The sequence below is a fragment of the Pseudomonas bubulae genome (genome assembly GCF_037023725.1).
In the GTDB taxonomy this organism is placed as follows: Bacteria; Pseudomonadota; Gammaproteobacteria; order Pseudomonadales; family Pseudomonadaceae; genus Aquipseudomonas; species Aquipseudomonas bubulae.
The window spans coordinates 647825-664318 of sequence record NZ_CP146077.1; the positions used below are offsets into that span (position 1 = coordinate 647825).

A 16494-nucleotide genomic window follows, 5' to 3' on the forward strand; every position below is an offset into this window, starting at 1 on the left:
ACGTGTCCAAATGTGTCTGAACCGTTGTGTCGTCACACTAGACCCACGCAGTGATAAACAAAAATCAATAATTCTTGGGTCGTGCATAAGTAACAACTTATAGTCAGATCACTTGTCGCTTCGGATAATTTTATAAAAATGCGTAAGTCATTGATGCGTATCACTTTTCGCCAATTACAGGTGTTTAACGAAGTCTGTGATTTGCGTTCTTACAGCCGCGCAGCAGAAGAAATGTCGCTGACGCAACCCGCCGTAAGTCTACAAATTCGTCAGCTTGAAGAGCTGGTTGGCCAACCATTGTTCGAGTACGTCGGCAAAAAGCTGTACATGACCGAAGCCGCTGAAGCGCTTCAGTTGGCCAGTCGGGATATTTTCGGCCGGCTGGAAAACCTCGACATGCAACTTTCCGACATGCTCGGGTCATTGCAAGGCCAGTTGAAACTGGCCGTAGAGTCGAGCGCGAAATATTTTGTGCCGCATCTGTTTGCGGCCTTCAAGCGCCAGCATCCGGAAGTCAATTTGCAACTGACGGTGGTCAACCGGGCGCAGGCCGTTCGTCGGCTGTCAGATAACCGCGATGATCTGGTGATCATGTCGATGGTGCCGCAGGACATGGGCCTGGAATTCTTGCCGTTTCTGAACAACCCGATTGTGGCCGTGGCTCCCGCTGATCATCCGTTGTGCAACCGGGGTCCGCTGCATTTGCAGGATCTGGAGCCTTATACCTTGCTGATGCGCGAGCAGGGTTCGGGCACGCGCATGGCGTGTGAGGAGTATTTCAAGGAAAAGCGCGTGCACTTCAATCAGACGCTGGAAGTGTCGTCCAACGAGTCGCAGCGCGAGTGCGCGGTAGCCGGGTTGGGCGTGGCGTTATTGACCCGCCACGCCGTCAGCCTGGAGCTGGCGACCGGCCTGCTGTGCGAACTGCCGGTCGAGGAGTTGCCGCTGTATCGCAGCTGGTGCGTGGTGCAGGCCAAGGCCAAGCGCCTGTCACCGGTAGCGCATGCATTTCTGGGGTTTATTCGCAGTGAGCGCCTGCAAATCAGCGCGTTGGTTGAGCGCTTCGACGGTCACTTGCCGACGCAGACTGCCAGTAGTTGATCGACCCCAGGTCAGGGTAATCAGAGGTTTCCAGACGCAGTTGGCGCTGGCTCGTATGGTCTTCAATCGCGCGACGGAAGGCCATGCGGCGCTGGTCTTCTTGCTGACGGCGGGTTTTGACGGCGCTATTGCGTTCTTCGTAAGGCTGAGCCATTTCGAGTCTCCCAAGGCGTGTACGGGAGCTTTACGATGCACCTTGTTTATGACGACTTGGCGAAGGTGGGATGACAGGGGGATGAACGCTGAATGTGAGCTCTGCGTGGGAGCGGGCTTGCTCGCGATTCAGGCGCTGCGGTGTGTCTGTCACACGGCGGCATTCCCTATCGCGAGCAAGCCCGCTCCCACAGAAGATGTTGTGCGCTTTTAATCTTCGTGGCTTTTCAGTGATTTAGGCGACAGGCGCAAGCTGCGCAGGCTGCGCTTGACGCTCTTGAGGTGGTTGACCAGGCTCGGGCCTCGGGCCATGGCAACACCCATTGCCAACACGTCAATCACTACCAGGTGGGCAATACGCGAGGTCAGCGGGGTATAGATTTCGGTGTCTTCATGCACATCGATCGCCAGATTGACGGTTGCCAGCTCCGCCAGCGGCGTCTGGCTCGGGCACAAGGTAATCAGGGTCGCGCCGCTTTCACGCACCAGGTTGGCGGTGATCAGCAAGTCTTTGGAACGGCCCGACTGGGAAATGCAGATCGCCACGTCGGTAGGCTTCAAGGTCACGGCCGACATCGCTTGCATATGCGGGTCGGAATAGGCCGCCGCGGTCAGCAACAGACGGAAAAACTTGTGCTGGGCATCCGCCGCAACCGCGCCCGAGGCACCAAACCCATAAAACTCGACACGCTGCGCTTGCGACATGGCCGTCACGGCACGCTGCAGCGCTATCGGATCGAGCTTCTCGCGCACGTCCATCAAGGTATGCAGCGTGGTGTCGAAAATTTTCAGGCTGTAGTCCGCTACCGAATCGTCTTCATGGATCGCGAACTGACCAAAACTGGCACCGGCCGCCAGGCTTTGCGCCAGCTTGAGCTTCAGGTCCTGAAACCCGGAACAGCCTATCGCCCGGCAAAAACGCACGATGGTCGGCTCGCTGATTCCGACACTGTGGGCAAGGTCGGCCATGGAACTGTGCATTACAGCCGCAGGATCAAGCAGCACGTGATCGGCGACCTTGAGTTCCGATTTACGTAACAGGTGGCGTGACTGGGCAATATGTTGCAGCAGGTTCAAAGGGCAGGACTCGGTCTGTAAGCGGCGGGCGCCGGGGATGTAGCAATCTTGTAGTTATACTACAAGAATTCGTTTTCTGCCCAGCCAATACGCCATCAACTATCCAGTTATCTCCCTTGATTCAAGCCGCTTGAGGGCCATGTAGCCCTTTTTGGCACTACAAGACCACTACACCGTTACGCAGTAAATCGCTGAATTGCACTGCGTTTATCGGACGACTGATCAAATAGCCCTGCACTTCGTCGCACTGGCGAGTCTTGAGAAATGCCAGCTGCGCCTCGTTTTCAACGCCTTCTGCCACCACTTTAAGGCCCAGACTGTGGGCCATGGCAATAATTGCGAGGGTGATGGCCTCGTCTTCGCTGCAACGACCCACGCCGTGAATAAACGTTTTATCGATTTTTACGTAATCCACCGCAAATCGCTTGAGGTAACTGAGCGATGAATAGCCGGTGCCAAAATCATCGATTGCTAGCTTCACCCCCAGTTCATGCAATTGCTGGAAGGTAGCGATGACGTATTCAACATTGTCGAGCAACTGGCTTTCTGTCAGTTCCAGTTCCAGGCAGTGCGGCGCCAGCCCGGTTTCTTCAAGTACCTGGCGCACCAGGCTGACCAGCTTGCCCTGGCGCAACTGATGCCCCGACAAGTTCACCGATACCCGTATTGGCGCCAGCCCTGCTCGTTGCCATTCACACGCTTGCCGACAGGCTTCGCGCAGTACAAATTCACCGATGGCGCTGATCAGGCCGGTCTCTTCGGCAAGGACAATAAAGTTGCCTGGCGGCACATTACCCAGTTGCGGGTGATCCCAGCGCACCAACGCTTCGGCGGCGTGCAGACGCCCTGTGGCCAGGCACAGCTTGGGTTGATAGAACACGTTGAGCTGGCGTTCGCTAATGGCTTTGCGCAGTTGGTTTTCCAGCTGCAGCCGTTCAAGGGAGCTGCCATGCAGGCTGTCACTGTAGAACTGAAACCTGCCGCCGCCCAGGTGCTTGGCCTGCTGCATGGCCTTGTTGGCCTGATGGACCAGGCTGGCAATATCGCGCGCGCTGTCGGGCAACATGCTGATGCCCATTGACACACTGATGACCAGCTCATGGCCATCCACCACCAGCGGCCGACCGAGCTTGTCCAGCAGCCGGGTCGCGACCCGCGCCAGGCTGGTCAGGCTGTTATAGGCATCAAACAGCACTGCAAATTCATCACCCGACAGGCGCGCAATGGTGTCGGCCTCAGGCAAGGCCTTGGTGATGCGTTCGGCCATTTTTTGCAGCACATGGTCCGCCAGCTCATGCCCGAAATTGTCATTGAGCAATTTGAAACGATCGAGATTGATGTGCAGCAACGTCAGGTTGCACGAGCCCTGGCGTACACGCTGGCTAGCCTCCTCCAGGCGTTCCTTGAACAGAAGGCGGTTGGCCAGCCCGGTCATCTCATCAAAACGGGTCAGGTGGCGCACCCGCGCTTCGCTCAAACGGCGTTGCTCGACCTCATAGGCAAGCTGGGTATTGAGTTGCTCACTACGGACATTCGCTTGCTGCAAATCTTCGCGCAAACCTTGATGCCGCAAGCGGCGCACCATGCGCCGTTGCCTGATCCGCTTGACCTGCCATCCCAGACCGCCCGCCAGCAGGAAAAAACCGATGCCTATGCCGAAAAATACACCCGGCGAATTTAAACTCTGAACCATCGGCGAAATTCTTATCAGTAGATGAGCCAAAAAGTCGCCCGAGCATACACAAGCAATGACCGTGACCAAACGCACAGGCGCTATTAAATGAATGAAATCAGCCAGGCACATTTATTGTCCGGCTTTTAGACCGCTCGGCCCAAGGCGGCCACGCAGCTAGCAATGAAACACCAACAGCCCCTAAAATGCCCCGATGCGCGATGATCTCTCTCTCTTGTTAAATTCTCTCAACGATGCCCAACGTCAGGCCGTCACGGCCAGTGTCGGGCGTCAGTTGGTCCTGGCCGGCGCTGGTTCCGGCAAAACCCGTGTGCTGGTGCACCGTATCGCCTGGCTGATCCAGGTCGAAAACGCGTCCCCGCACTCTGTGCTGTCGGTGACGTTCACCAACAAGGCCGCTGCCGAGATGCGCCACCGCATCGAGCAGTTGATGGGTATCAACCCGGCAGGCATGTGGGTCGGCACCTTCCACGGCCTGGCTCACCGTCTGCTGCGGGCTCACTGGCAAGAAGCCGGCCTTAGCCAGACATTCCAGATCCTCGACAGCGACGACCAGCAACGCCTGGTCAAGCGTGTGATCCGTGAGCTGGGGCTGGATGAACAGCGCTGGCCCGTACGTCAGGCCCAGTGGTTTATCAACGGTCAAAAAGACGAAGGCCTTCGCCCCAAACATATCCAGGCCAGCGGCGACTTGTTCCTGGCCACCATGCGCAATATTTACGAGGCCTATGAGGTCGCGTGCCAACGCGCCGGTGTGATCGATTTTTCCGAGCTGCTGCTGCGTGCCCTTGATTTGTGGCGCGACAACCCGGGCTTGCTGGCGCATTACCAGAAACGCTTCCGGCACATCCTGGTAGACGAATTCCAGGATACCAACGCCGTGCAATATGCCTGGCTGCGGTTGCTGGCCCAGGGCGGCGACAGCCTGATGGTGGTCGGTGATGACGACCAGTCGATCTACGGCTGGCGCGGCGCAAAAATCGAAAACATCTATCAGTACTCAACCGACTTCCCGGATGCCGAGACCATTCGTCTGGAGCAAAATTACCGCTCCACGGCGGGCATCCTCAAAGCGGCCAATGCCCTGATTGCCAACAACACCGGGCGCATGGGCAAAGAGCTGTGGACTGACGGCGGCGAAGGCGAAGCCATCAATCTGTACGCCGCGTTCAACGAACATGACGAAGCGCGCTACGTGGTCGAAACCATCGAAAGCGCTCTGAAAACCGGCATCGCCCATAGCGATATCGCCATCTTGTACCGTTCCAACGCCCAGTCGCGAGTGCTTGAAGAAGCCTTGCTGCGCGAGCGCATCCCTTACCGCATCTATGGCGGCCAGCGCTTCTTCGAACGCGCGGAAATCAAAAATGCCATGGCCTATATGCGCCTGCTCGAAGGTCGCGGCAATGATGCGGCGCTGGAGCGGGTGATTAACGTACCTGCCCGCGGCATTGGCGAAAAAACCGTCGAAGCCATTCGCGAACACGCACGTCACAGCGACGTGTCGATGTGGGAAGCAATGCGCCAGCTGATCGCCAATAAAGCCCTGCCGGGCCGTGCTTCGGGTGCCATTGCCGGCTTTATGGAACTGATCGAAAACCTCGCGGCAAAAGTCATGGACATGCCTCTGCATCTGATGACGCAAACCGTGATCGAGCAAAGCGGGCTGATTGCCTACCATCAGGCGGAAAAAGGCGAAAAAGGCCAGGCCCGGGTAGAAAACCTTGAGGAGCTGGTCAGCGCAGCACGCAACTTTGAGAACAATGACGAAGACGAAGAGCTGTCGCCATTGGCCGCCTTCCTCGGGCATGCCTCACTGGAGGCTGGCGATACCCAGGCCGAAGAGCATGAAGACGGTATTCAGCTGATGACGCTGCACAGCGCCAAAGGCCTGGAGTTCCCGTACGTGTTCCTGGTAGGCATGGAAGAAGGCCTGTTCCCGCACAAAATGAGCCTGGAAGAGCCCGGTCGCCTCGAAGAGGAACGACGCCTGGCCTACGTAGGCATTACCCGCGCCATGCAAAACCTGGTGATGACCTACGCAGAAACCCGACGCCTGTACGGCAGCGAAACCTACAATAAGGTTTCACGCTTCGTACGCGAAGTACCAAAGGGTCTGATCCAGGAAGTCCGACTATCCAACAGTGTCAGTCGTCCTTTCGGCGGCGGTCAAAAGCAGAGCGCCAGCACCCTGTTTGGTGGTTCGGAGATTCCCGAAACCGAATTCAAACTCGGCCAGATGGTCAAGCATGCGGTCTTCGGCGAAGGCGTCATCCTCAATTTCGAGGGTGCAGGTGCCCAGGCACGGGTACAGGTCAACTTCAGCGAAGGCAGCAAATGGCTGATGATGGGCTACGCCAAACTTGAGGCGGTCTGACAGCAACCCGACAGCTTGGCGGGAATAAGGTAAGGCAAACCGCTGTGGGAGCGAGCCTGCTCGCTAAGAGAGCACATCAATCAATATTATTGTTGGCTGATACACCGCTTTCGCGAGCAGGCTCGCTCCCACATGTTCTCCTACGCAAAATAAATCCTAGCCCTACAAACAAATAAGCAAAAGCCCGAAACACTTCACCGCTAGCCAGTCACAACTCATCTGTGCAACATGGCGCGCGTGATATCCACAAATGGGAACCCCTTATGAAACGTTTTCTTAGCATCGCCATGGCGTTGTGCATCGGCTTGACGATGAGCATCGACGCGAACGCCAAGCGCTTCGGTGGCGGCAAAAGCGCGGGTGCAGCGCCTAGCCACCAAACGCGTCAAGCTGCTCCAGCTGCAGCCCCGGCGGCTGCCGGTGCCGCAGGCGCCGCAGCCAAGGCCGGCGGTGCTTCGCGCTGGCTCGGCCCTCTGGCCGGCCTCGCTGCCGGTGGCCTGCTGGCGTCCATGTTCATGGGCGGCGGCTTCCAGGGCATGCAGTTCTTCGACATCCTGATCATGGCGGTTATCGCCTTCCTGATCTTCCGCTTTATCGCGGCCCGTCGTCGCAAACAAGCTGACATGATGGCCCCTGCTGGCCACGCACCCATGCAACGCGAAGCGTTCGACGCCAAGCCTGCTGCTTCGATCTTCGGTGGTTCGGCTGCCCCTGCAGCACGTCCGGTGATCAACGCTCCAGCCTGGTTCAACGAGCAAAACTTCCTGGAAGCCGCGCGCAACCATTTCCAGTCCCTGCAACAGCACTGGGATGCCAACGAAATGGACAAGATCGCCGAGTTCGTGACCCCGCAGATGCTCGACTTCCTCAAGCGTGAACGCGCTGAGCTGGGTGATGGCTTCCAGTCCACCTACATCGACAACCTGACCGTGCAACTGGACGGCCTGGACGATCGCGCAGACAAAACCATTGCAACCCTGACCTTCAGCGGCGTGTCGAAAAACTCGCGCTTTGACCAGGGCGAAGCCTTCAGCGAAAGCTGGAACATGGAACGTCAGCAAGGCGACAACCAGCCTTGGCTGGTGGCAGGTATCCGCCAGAACGGCTAACCCTGCGAGTTACACATGCGTTTACCAAAGCCCCGGACTTGTCCGGGGCTTTGCATTTCACGATTGCACTTATAACGAGCTACTGTATAAAGCGCGTCATATAAACCGCGCCATAGAGCATGAGGATGAGGTCGTGGAAGAGATTATTGAAGAGCTACGCGAAAAAAACGAGCCTGTACCGGTTCCCCTGGAACTGCCTGAAGAAGACCAGTTGGTGGAAATCGAAGAACAGCTGTTCATCGATATTCCATTTGTCTTCAGAGAATTTCTGCTGACCGTCAGTGACGTGGTGTATGGCAGCCTGGAGCCGGTCACAGTGACCGACCCACAATCGCACACCTATCTGCCGGAAGTGGCGGCAAATGCCTGGGATGCTGGCGTTGATCGCAGCCTGATCCCTATTTGCCAGGACGGCGACGACTACTACTGCGTGGAAGAAGACGGCACCGTGGTGCTGTGGTCCGGCGAAGAAGAACTCGTCACTGAAGAAACCTGGGAATCGGTCTGGCACTGGGCGCGCGACGTCTGGCTGGAAAGCTGATACCTCCAGGGTTGGTTGACGTTTCGTTGTGAGCCACAACGAAACATCAACAGCCCCCGGGCATCCCCGCTTTCCAGCCTTTGGTCAGCGGGCTGTCAGTGCCCCCCCTCCTTGTGGTTATCCAGCGTTTCCAGCAGTGCAACCTGCATGCGCGTGTGAATCCGGATAAACCAGCGCCACAACAGCGCCGCAACCCCCGCCGCCACCACCGCAATCACCATCAGCAACTCGTTGGTGGGCAGGATGCTTGCCGACAAGGCCGACAGCAGCAGAAAAATCACCAGCAACGACAGAATCGGGATGACTTCCGAGATCACCCGGCGCACGCGCTGCGTATGGCGCCCTGCCATTTCCGGCTTGACCCCCATCTCGGCCAGTAGCATCGAAAGCGCCTTGAGCTTGCGATACGCCGCAATCAGGAACGGCAACGACAGCAGCAAAGCAGCCCCCCAGATCATCCCTTTTTGCCAGCTCGGCTCCAGAATCCAGCCCTGCAAATAACGGCCGATGCGCGGTGCGAAATAACCGCCGGCAAAGAAAATAGCGATGACCAGGGCCAGATTGACCCCAACTTGCAGCAAGATCTTGCGAATCATGGCCGCCAACAACGCCCCTTCGCCCTGTGGCTGAATACTGCGCAGCCATTCGCCATATAACCCCAACACCCGTGACAAGCGACCAGGCACCACCTGTGCCAGCTTGAGCGAGAGCGGGTCTGCGGCGCGAATCAGGTAAGGGGTCATCAGGGTGGTCAATACGGAGACGGCCACTGCTACGGGGTACAGGAAGCTGCTGGTGACCTGCAATGTCATACCCAGCGCCGCGATAATGAAAGAAAACTCCCCAATCTGCGAAAGCCCCATTCCGACTCGTAGCGAGGTACGTCCATCATTGCCTGCGATAAACGCCCCAAGCCCGCAGGAGAGCATCTTGCCCAGCACCACGGCGATAGTGATCACCACAATTGGCAGCGCGTACTCCAGCAGGATGGCCGGGTCGAGCATCAACCCGATGGCGACAAAGAATATTGCACTGAACAAATCACGCACCGGTTCAATCAGGCGCTCGATTTTCAGTAACTGACGCGACTCGGCCATGATTGCACCGATCAAAAACGCCCCGAGCACCATGCTGTATTCCAGCTTGACCACCAGCAGGCAAAAGCCAAAACACAGGCCCAGCACAGTGATCAGCAGCATTTCATTGCTTTCGAATCGGGCTACATACGCCAGCACACGCGGCACCAGCAAAATGCCGATAACCAACGCCACGATCATAAACAATGACAATTTACCGACGGTCGAAAAAACCTCTTCGGGGCTGACGCTGCCGCTGACCGCAATGCTCGACAGCAGCGCAATAATCCCGATACCCAAAATGTCTTCAACGATCAGCACGCCAAAAATCAGCTGGGCAAAGCGCTCGTTTTTCATCTTGAGGTCGTTGAGGGCCTTGACGATGATGGTGGTAGATGAAATGGCCAGGATGGCGCCCAGAAACAGCGAATCCATGGTGTTCCAGTCGAACCAGCGGCCAATTTCATAACCAATCCAGATCATCAGCGTGATTTCCATAAACGCTGCGATAAAGGCTGTGGCCCCGACCTTGAACAACTTGCGCAGGCTGAACTCCAGCCCCAGACAGAACATCAAAAAGATCACCCCCAGCTCAGCCAGGGTTTTGATCGTTTCTTCATCGTGAATCAGGCCAAACGGCGGGGTGTGCGGGCCGATAATAAAACCTGCAACGATATAGCCCAGTACCACCGGCTGTTTGAACCTGTGGAAAAGAATCGTCACCACACCTGCGACCAGCATGATGACTGCCAGATCCTGAATAAAACTGATGGCATGCATGGCGTGGCACTCCTTGTTTGATATTCACCAGGCAACATGACGACAGACACAGCCTGTCAGGCCGCGCGTATCGACTGTTTAAAATGTAGGAAGTATCCGACTAACGGACTTTTGCAGGTTAACACCGCGACTTGCGACAGAAAGGCGGTGCAATATATGGAAACAGATAGAGATAAGCGTGACGGCAGCCAACACGGCAGCGTCCCGTTAATCACTGTTTCAAAAATCGACAAGTATCCACAGAGATACCCATTTCACTGCTGCCACACAACCACGAGCCTGCTGCTATGGAACCCGGAAACTCCCAACTGTCGATGACGGTCTTGATGACCCCGGACATGGCCAATTTTTCTGGCAATGTTCACGGCGGAACCCTGCTCAAGTACCTCGATGAAGTCGCCTATGCCTGCGCCAGCCGCTATGCGGGGCGTTATGTGGTCACCTTGTCGGTGGACCAGGTGATTTTTCGAGAGCCGATTCATGTCGGTGAACTGGTGACCTTCCTCGCCTCGGTCAACTACACCGGCAACACCTCGATGGAAGTTGGCATCAAGGTCGTTACCGAAAATATCCGCGAGCGCTCGGTGCGCCACACCAACAGCTGCTTCTTCACCATGGTAGCCGTGGACGACGACCGTAAGCCGGCCGCTGTTCCGCCGTTGCAGCCAGTGAACAGCGAAGACAAGCGCCGCTTTATCCAGGGCAAGCAACGCCGCCAGATCCGTCAGGAGCTGGAGCAGCGCTACCGCGAGCTAAAAGACGAAACACTGTAAGCCCGCTCCCACAGGTTTTGTTCAGTTTGCTTACAAACTGATCGGCACTGCCTCAAACCGCACACGCGGATGGGCAATGCGGTCCTGGGCCCGTACCAGCTGCAATTCATAGCTGGTGCAGGCCTGGGTTTCCAGCAACACCTCATGCACCGCCGCAGCGGTAAATTCAAACGCAGCCACCAGGCTGTCGCCCAGCAGCACTCTCGCCAGGAACAAACCTGAGGTCAGGTCGCCTACGCCCACTGGCTGGCGCGGGAAGGCAAGCAGCGGCCGACGCAAGTGCCAGTTGCCCTCTGCCGTGACCAGCAGCATCTCGAAACTTTCAGGCGGTTTGCCCGGATACGACAAATGCTTCACCAGCACCGCTTTCGGGCCGCGGGCCAGCAAGCTGCGGGCCATGGCCAGGCAGTCAAACAACGATTGCGGATGACGGCCGCAAAAACTGTCCAGTTCGAGCTGGTTGGGGCACAAAAAATCGGCCATAGCGGCAGCTTCTTCAAGCAGAAAGTCACTGACTTCCTGAGGCACGATACAACCTTTCTCCGGGTGCCCCATTACCGGGTCGCACAGGTACAGTGCATGGGGATTAACAGCCTTGATACGCGCCACCCCGCTTAAAATGGCCCGCCCCTGCGCCGCACTGCCCAGGTAACCGGACAAGACCGCATCACAGCTGCCCAGCTCGCCGATGGCGGCGATTCCGTCGACCAGCGAAGGAATTTGCTCGGGAGCCAACACTTCCCCCGTCCACTGGCCATACTGAGTGTGATTGGAGAATTGCACCGTGTTCAGAGGCCAGACATTCACCCCGACGCGCTGCATGGGAAAAACCGCTGCGCTGTTGCCGGCATGGCCGAAAACCACGTGGGATTGGATGGCGAGTAAATGAGGTGTACGTTTCATGCCGGATTCCAGACTACGGGTGGATTCAAGCCACGCAGTATGCGACCAAACGCGGCCTGTACGACAGGTTGAAGACGCAGTTAAGCTGAGCACAATCTGTTGGAGCACATGTAATGCTGACCCTGGGAAATATGTTCGTCCTCATGCTGCTGGCTGCAGGCGCTGCCTGGCTGTGGCACAACCACGGGCTGCGCGAGCGGGCGCTGGAGCGGGTCAAGCAACACTGCAAAAACCTCGATATCGAACTGCTCGATGAAAACGTGGCGCTTAAAAAAATCGGTCTGATCCCCGACGCCAACGGCCATAAACGCCTGGCCCGTGTGTATAACTTTGAATTCACGGTGACCGGTGATCAGCGTCATACCGGAACCATCACCCAGTTCGGCGCCCACAGCGTAAAAATCGAGCTGCCGCCCTACCCGTTCCAGACCGAAGCCGAGCCAAGTGTCATTCCCAGCGCTCAGGTGATCGAACTCAGCCAGTGGCGCCAGGAACACAGCAAGACCCGCCACTGAGCCCTGCCTTTCAGCGCCTGCATGCCGGGCGCCTGTGGATAACTTTCCGCGCAACCTCGCTAAAACCATTGAGATAGACACCTCCGTGAGGTTTTAACGGTGCAAATCTCCTGCGCACACTTCAAGTTGTAGGACAATTTTACCAGCACAGAACCCGCTAAAACCCTGGGTTTTGTGCCTCGCAACACGGGCCTGCTACCTAAAAAACCTCCTTGAGTAGACAACTTTCCAGCCCCGAGCAAAGCAAATCCAGATCCTGGGGCTGAGCAAAAATCAATTCGAGGCGTGAATCCTTGCGCCACTCACTCGATCTCCATTGCGCGATCGAGTTATCCACAGAATTGTTCGAAAACCAGCCCGCCGAACCATGAATAACCAGCTTTGCACGCTGCCAATCCAGGCTTTCGAGCCACTGTTGCAACAGATCCAGGTCAAATTGCCGAGAGGGGTGCCAGCGCCAACCTGCGCTCCATCCTTCGGGCTGATGTTGAGTCATCACCATCGGCGTACGCGGGTCGGAAAACACACTGCCAATATGATTAAAATCCTTATAAATCAATGAGTTATCCACAGCATGAGCGATATTCATATGGGCTACAGGCAGCGTATTTAAAGGGATGCGGCCATGCTCGACCCATAAAACAGGGCACTTTGGCAGGCTGCATGCAATCTGCTCACGTTGCTCATTTGGGACACTATTAGATTTATTCATGACCAGTAAACCGGCACTTTTCAGGGCCTCTTGCTGGGTTTTTGGCAAAGGTTTGCCCTGAGCCATCGCTTGCGCATCGAGCACCATGACGCACGGCTGGAGGGCCAAAACCCCCAGCCAGGGCGCTTCACCGAGCTGCTTTAGAATCTGTGCGGGATGGCCTAAACCGGAAGGCTCGATAAACAGGCGATCGGGCCTGGACTTGCGCAAAAGGCGACTCAAACCGATCTGAAAAGGCGCGCCATTGACGCAGCACACACAGCCACCCGCCACTTCGGTGATAGCAATGTCATCGCTTCCCTGGCTCATCAGGGCCGCATCCAGGCCGATCTGACCGAACTCATTGACCAGCACCGCCCAGCGTTCGTGTGGCGGTTTGTGCGCCATCAGGTGCTGAATCAGACTGGTTTTGCCGGCGCCAAGCGGCCCGGCAATCACGTGGGTAGGTATGTTTTGCAACATGAGGCCAGCTTCTGTACGGATTGAAGCAAGCAATATGCCTCAGGCCAGCCAATCGAGGGTCAAAATCAGCCTGCGCTCGCCCGGTGCCAGTGCCGGCGAACGATGGATCAACCCCGCTCCCTCGTTACCCTGCCACTTCTCCCCCTTGAGCAAGGCAACTTCACCGGCGTTTATTTGCTGAATCAACTCTGCACGGGCGGGTTCGGCCTGCACCTGCCCTAACTGACGACGCTCCATTACGCCTTCCTGCAGCCACTGGCTACCAATCCCTGCATAAGTGGTAATAAGACGTACAGGTACATGGTCCACATGAAACCGGGGGCACATGGCTTTATCCAGGGCTCTGAGACGCAGCCCAATGCGTTTTGCGCCCAACAGGCACGCGTAGGCACTCACCAGCCAGGAAACGTCTGCAATAAAGCCTGCATAGCCTTCCAGATCATTAAACCTGGCAGCCAGGCCTGTCAGGTTGGGGTGAGCCTTTTCGTTGGGCATATCTATCACGATGGCGTCAGCCAATGGCTCGTCCAGCGAAAGCAATAAAGCCCCGAAATCGACGATATGCACAGGTAACTGACGCTGCCAGATGGCCAGGTTGACGTCTTCATCCAGAATTCGGGTCATGATTTCAGGCGTCTGCCCACGAACCTGATCGATCAACGGCTGAGCGGTAAAGGCAAATGCATTCTTCATGCAGCCACCTCTTCATACCAGTCGCCAAAAGGATCGCTCAGCAATTTCCAGCTCGCTTCGCCCAAGGCCATTTCAGCATCGTTGAGCAAACAGGCATCGAGTTCAGCCGTCAGCCGGGCGAAGTCGATGTGCTGACCGATAAACACCAATTCCTGGCGGCAATCTCCTGTATCCGGCAGCCATTTTTGCAATATTTCTGCCTTGGCTTGCGGCTCCTGCGGCCATTGGTCGCGGGGCACAAAGCGCCACCAGCGACCGGCAAACCCATAGCGCATCAGACCGCCAGCCTGAGACCAACTGCCCGCCTCCTGAAATTTACTGGCCAGCCAGAAAAAACCTTTGGAGCGCAGCAGTTTGCCATTGGTCCAGGGCCGCTCGATAAAATTGAAAAAACGTTCGGGATGAAAAGGCCGGCGCGCACGATAGGCACTGGAGGCGATGCCGTACTCTTCGGTTTCGGGCACATGCTCACCGCGTAACTCTTGCAACCAGCCCGGTGCCTGCGCCGCACGGTCAAAGTCAAACCGGCCGGTATCGAGAATTTTATGCAGCGCAATTTCACCCATGACCATAGGCATTATTTCGGCCTGAGCGTTGAGGCGTTGCAGAATGGCCATTAATTCTTGCCGTTCGTCGGAACTTATTAAATCAATTTTGCTGATTAAAATGACGTCAGCGAACTCAACTTGTTCGATCAATAAATCAGTAATTGACCGTTCGTCTGATTCTCCAAGGGTTTCACCCCGTGAATCCAGGCTCTCTGCGGCTTGATAATCCTGAAGAAAATTCAGCCCGTCGACCACTGTAACCATCGTATCCAGGCGGGCAATATCGGCCAGGCTTTGTCCTGATTCATCACGAAACGTAAAAGTTTCTGCCACAGGCAGCGGTTCTGAAATACCGGTCGACTCGATCAATAAATAATCAAATCGACCCTCCCTGGCCAGTGCGCTGACCTCTTCAAGCAAGTCTTCACGCAGGGTGCAACAGATGCAGCCGTTGCTCATTTCGACCAGTTTTTCTTCAGCCCGGTTCAAGGTCACATCGCGCTGTACTTCACCGCCATCAATATTTATTTCGCTCATATCGTTAACGATCACGGCCACGCGCAAGTTGTCGCGGTTGCGCAAAATATAATTGAGCAGCGTGCTTTTACCTGCACCTAAAAAGCCTGAGAGAACAGTTACAGGAAGACGATTCGACATCTGGATATTTCCTCATCAGGGCTGCAGGTCAAAACGCCCGCTTGGCAGTCAATCCGATACCGGACCAACAAATGATACATTATAACAATACATTTAAGACAACCCTGAAGTGACGAACGTACTGTTTTTCTGTTCGTTAACCCACGCCATATGGCTGCTGGCGGGCGGATTTTTCTGAAAATAAGCGATTAATCCGTTAAATAAACCCTCGGCTACCGCCTGTTGATGACGCGCGGTGATCAAGCGCTCGCTGTCGCGGGGGTTGGACATAAAGCCCGTCTCTACCAGAATCGACGGAATATCCGGCGACTTGAGCACGGCAAAACCGGCCTGTTCCACGCGTTTTTGATGCAGTGAGGTGATGCCCGAAAGGCTGCCCAGAATGGTGTTGCCCAACTGCAAACTGGCCGCGATGGTGGCATTCATGGACATATCGAGGATCACGCCTGCGAGCATCGGGTCTTTGTCTTTAAGGTTCAAAAGGCGGGTGGCACCGAGCAGATCCACACCATTTTCACGCTGTGCCATATACCGCGCTGTGGCCGATGTGGCACCACCCTCCGAGAGCGCGTACACCGATGCTCCAGACGCCGTAAGGCGCGGCGCTGCGTCTGCATGCACCGAAATAAACAGGTCTGCATTGTGCTTGTGAGCGACTTCTACCCGCTTGCGCAGGGGGACAAAGAAATCATCATTGCGCACCAGCCGTGCATCAAAGCCTTTTTCACGCTTGAGGCGCTTGGCCAGCAGCTGGGCGATGGACAAAACAACATCCTTTTCACGATGGCCTTTGGCGCTCGTCGCACCCGGATCCTTACCCCCGTGCCCGGGGTCAATCACCACAATAATGTCGCGTTTGGGGTGTGTGTTGCTTGGCGTTGCCGCTGCCACACCCAGTTTGGCGACCGCACTTTTGGCCAGGTCTAGCACCAGCCTGTGACCTTGCCCGCCCTGGGGTGGCAGCAGAAAACTGCTGAGCTGAACCGGCTCATCCAGGTCCAGCACGATGCGCGTATCACCCTGGCCGTAATGCCCGGAGCGAATCGAACGCAGGCCCGTATTGGCCAGTACCAACTCACTGAAATCCCCCTTCAGGCTGGCACCACTCACATCAATAATCAGCCGATCGGGAGCCGTTAATGAGAAGGTTTTGTACTGCACCGGCCCACTCAGATCCAGAACCAGACGCAAGGTATTCCCGGTGCGCCATAGCCTGGCGTGCTGAATTTGGGCAGCTGAAATTCCCAGCGGCAATGTGAATACGGAACTGGCAAGCAGCCAGTTGAGCAGTTGACGTCTGTGCATAGCCTGTACCGCAGATAAG

Annotated in this window: 15 protein-coding genes; 6 read left to right on the plus strand and 9 right to left on the minus strand. The window is 56.3% G+C overall.

Annotated features, from left to right (window positions below):
* Positions 1 to 138 precede the first annotated feature (138 nt).
* The gene (locus V6L81_RS02950) at positions 139 to 1101 is read left to right on the plus strand and encodes a LysR family transcriptional regulator (RefSeq protein ID WP_094999543.1); all 963 of its coding nucleotides are present in this window, start codon (positions 139 to 141) and stop codon (positions 1099 to 1101) included.
* Here the strand turns inward: V6L81_RS02950 and V6L81_RS02955 are convergent.
* The 3 genes from V6L81_RS02955 to V6L81_RS02965 form a co-directional block, all read right to left on the minus strand.
* A complete protein-coding gene (locus tag V6L81_RS02955) occupies positions 1043 to 1255 on the minus strand; it encodes a PA3496 family putative envelope integrity protein (protein ID WP_094999544.1) in 213 nt (70 codons plus the stop codon). The genes V6L81_RS02950 and V6L81_RS02955 overlap by 59 nt on opposite strands.
* Positions 1256 to 1464: 209 nt before the next feature.
* Positions 1465 to 2331, minus strand: a complete 867-nt coding sequence (gene hexR / locus V6L81_RS02960; RefSeq protein ID WP_094999545.1) for a transcriptional regulator HexR — start codon at positions 2329 to 2331, stop codon at positions 1465 to 1467.
* Positions 2332 to 2488: 157 nt separating this feature from the next.
* Complete coding sequence (locus V6L81_RS02965) at positions 2489 to 4024, minus strand: bifunctional diguanylate cyclase/phosphodiesterase (protein WP_095020585.1); 1536 nt, start codon at positions 4022 to 4024, stop codon at positions 2489 to 2491.
* A gap of 193 nt (positions 4025 to 4217) precedes the next feature.
* On the opposite strand from V6L81_RS02965, the gene uvrD reads away from it, so the two are divergent.
* The 3 genes from uvrD to V6L81_RS02980 all read left to right on the plus strand — a co-directional run bounded on the left by uvrD (position 4218) and on the right by V6L81_RS02980 (position 8051).
* Entirely contained in the window at positions 4218 to 6401 is a 2184-nt protein-coding gene (uvrD, locus tag V6L81_RS02970) for a DNA helicase II (RefSeq protein WP_094999547.1), read from the plus strand.
* Positions 6402 to 6664: 263 nt separating this feature from the next.
* Positions 6665 to 7510: a Tim44 domain-containing protein gene (locus V6L81_RS02975; RefSeq protein ID WP_094999548.1), complete on the plus strand. Its 846-nt coding sequence runs from the start codon at positions 6665 to 6667 to the stop codon at positions 7508 to 7510.
* Between the two features lie 133 nt (positions 7511 to 7643).
* The gene (locus tag V6L81_RS02980) at positions 7644 to 8051 is read left to right on the plus strand and encodes an SMI1/KNR4 family protein (protein ID WP_016782918.1); all 408 of its coding nucleotides are present in this window, start codon (positions 7644 to 7646) and stop codon (positions 8049 to 8051) included.
* 95 nt (positions 8052 to 8146) lie between these two features.
* Here the strand turns inward: V6L81_RS02980 and V6L81_RS02985 are convergent, their stop codons facing one another.
* Entirely contained in the window at positions 8147 to 9907 is a 1761-nt protein-coding gene (locus tag V6L81_RS02985) for a cation:proton antiporter (protein ID WP_094999549.1), read from the minus strand.
* A gap of 287 nt (positions 9908 to 10194) precedes the next feature.
* Here V6L81_RS02985 and V6L81_RS02990 point away from each other — a divergent pair, with 287 nt between their 5' ends.
* Entirely contained in the window at positions 10195 to 10680 is a 486-nt protein-coding gene (locus V6L81_RS02990; RefSeq protein WP_094999550.1) for an acyl-CoA thioesterase, read from the plus strand.
* Between the two features lie 30 nt (positions 10681 to 10710).
* Here the strand turns inward: V6L81_RS02990 and pdxY are convergent, their stop codons facing one another.
* The gene (gene pdxY / locus V6L81_RS02995) at positions 10711 to 11583 is read right to left on the minus strand and encodes a pyridoxal kinase PdxY (RefSeq protein WP_095020586.1); all 873 of its coding nucleotides are present in this window, start codon (positions 11581 to 11583) and stop codon (positions 10711 to 10713) included.
* Positions 11584 to 11696: 113 nt separating this feature from the next.
* On the opposite strand from pdxY, the gene V6L81_RS03000 reads away from it, so the two are divergent.
* The gene (locus tag V6L81_RS03000; protein ID WP_094999552.1) at positions 11697 to 12098 is read left to right on the plus strand and encodes a DUF3301 domain-containing protein; all 402 of its coding nucleotides are present in this window, start codon (positions 11697 to 11699) and stop codon (positions 12096 to 12098) included.
* Between the two features lie 199 nt (positions 12099 to 12297).
* Here V6L81_RS03000 and V6L81_RS03005 read toward each other — a convergent pair whose 3' ends face one another.
* The 4 genes from V6L81_RS03005 to V6L81_RS03020 form a co-directional block, all read right to left on the minus strand.
* Entirely contained in the window at positions 12298 to 13272 is a 975-nt protein-coding gene (locus tag V6L81_RS03005) for a GTP-binding protein (protein ID WP_095020587.1), read from the minus strand.
* Positions 13273 to 13311: 39 nt separating this feature from the next.
* The gene (locus tag V6L81_RS03010) at positions 13312 to 13965 is read right to left on the minus strand and encodes a DUF1826 domain-containing protein (RefSeq protein ID WP_094999554.1); all 654 of its coding nucleotides are present in this window, start codon (positions 13963 to 13965) and stop codon (positions 13312 to 13314) included.
* Positions 13962 to 15170: a zinc metallochaperone GTPase ZigA gene (gene zigA, locus V6L81_RS03015; RefSeq protein ID WP_153326315.1), complete on the minus strand. Its 1209-nt coding sequence runs from the start codon at positions 15168 to 15170 to the stop codon at positions 13962 to 13964. Before zigA ends, V6L81_RS03010 begins: the two co-directional genes overlap by 4 nt.
* Positions 15171 to 15263: 93 nt before the next feature.
* Positions 15264 to 16475, minus strand: a complete 1212-nt coding sequence (locus tag V6L81_RS03020; RefSeq protein ID WP_094999556.1) for an N-acetylmuramoyl-L-alanine amidase — start codon at positions 16473 to 16475, stop codon at positions 15264 to 15266.
* Positions 16476 to 16494 lie beyond the last annotated feature (19 nt).

Excerpts from the sequence above, each read along its gene's own strand:
- V6L81_RS02950 (WP_094999543.1), top strand. The coding sequence starts at position 139 with ATGCGTAAGTCATTGATGCGTATCACTTTTCGCCAATTACAGGTGTTT.
- V6L81_RS02955 (WP_094999544.1), bottom strand. The coding sequence starts at position 1,255 with ATGGCTCAGCCTTACGAAGAACGCAATAGCGCCGTCAAAACCCGCCGT.
- V6L81_RS02965 (WP_095020585.1), bottom strand. The coding sequence starts at position 4,024 with ATGGTTCAGAGTTTAAATTCGCCGGGTGTATTTTTCGGCATAGGCATC.
- uvrD (WP_094999547.1), top strand. The coding sequence starts at position 4,218 with ATGCGCGATGATCTCTCTCTCTTGTTAAATTCTCTCAACGATGCCCAA.
- V6L81_RS02975 (WP_094999548.1), top strand. The coding sequence starts at position 6,665 with ATGAAACGTTTTCTTAGCATCGCCATGGCGTTGTGCATCGGCTTGACG.
- V6L81_RS02985 (WP_094999549.1), bottom strand. The coding sequence starts at position 9,907 with ATGCATGCCATCAGTTTTATTCAGGATCTGGCAGTCATCATGCTGGTC.
- V6L81_RS02990 (WP_094999550.1), top strand. The coding sequence starts at position 10,195 with ATGGAACCCGGAAACTCCCAACTGTCGATGACGGTCTTGATGACCCCG.
- pdxY (WP_095020586.1), bottom strand. The coding sequence starts at position 11,583 with ATGAAACGTACACCTCATTTACTCGCCATCCAATCCCACGTGGTTTTC.
- V6L81_RS03000 (WP_094999552.1), top strand. The coding sequence starts at position 11,697 with ATGCTGACCCTGGGAAATATGTTCGTCCTCATGCTGCTGGCTGCAGGC.
- V6L81_RS03005 (WP_095020587.1), bottom strand. The coding sequence starts at position 13,272 with ATGTTGCAAAACATACCTACCCACGTGATTGCCGGGCCGCTTGGCGCC.
- V6L81_RS03010 (WP_094999554.1), bottom strand. The coding sequence starts at position 13,965 with ATGAAGAATGCATTTGCCTTTACCGCTCAGCCGTTGATCGATCAGGTT.
- zigA (WP_153326315.1), bottom strand. The coding sequence starts at position 15,170 with ATGTCGAATCGTCTTCCTGTAACTGTTCTCTCAGGCTTTTTAGGTGCA.
- V6L81_RS03020 (WP_094999556.1), bottom strand. The coding sequence starts at position 16,475 with ATGCACAGACGTCAACTGCTCAACTGGCTGCTTGCCAGTTCCGTATTC.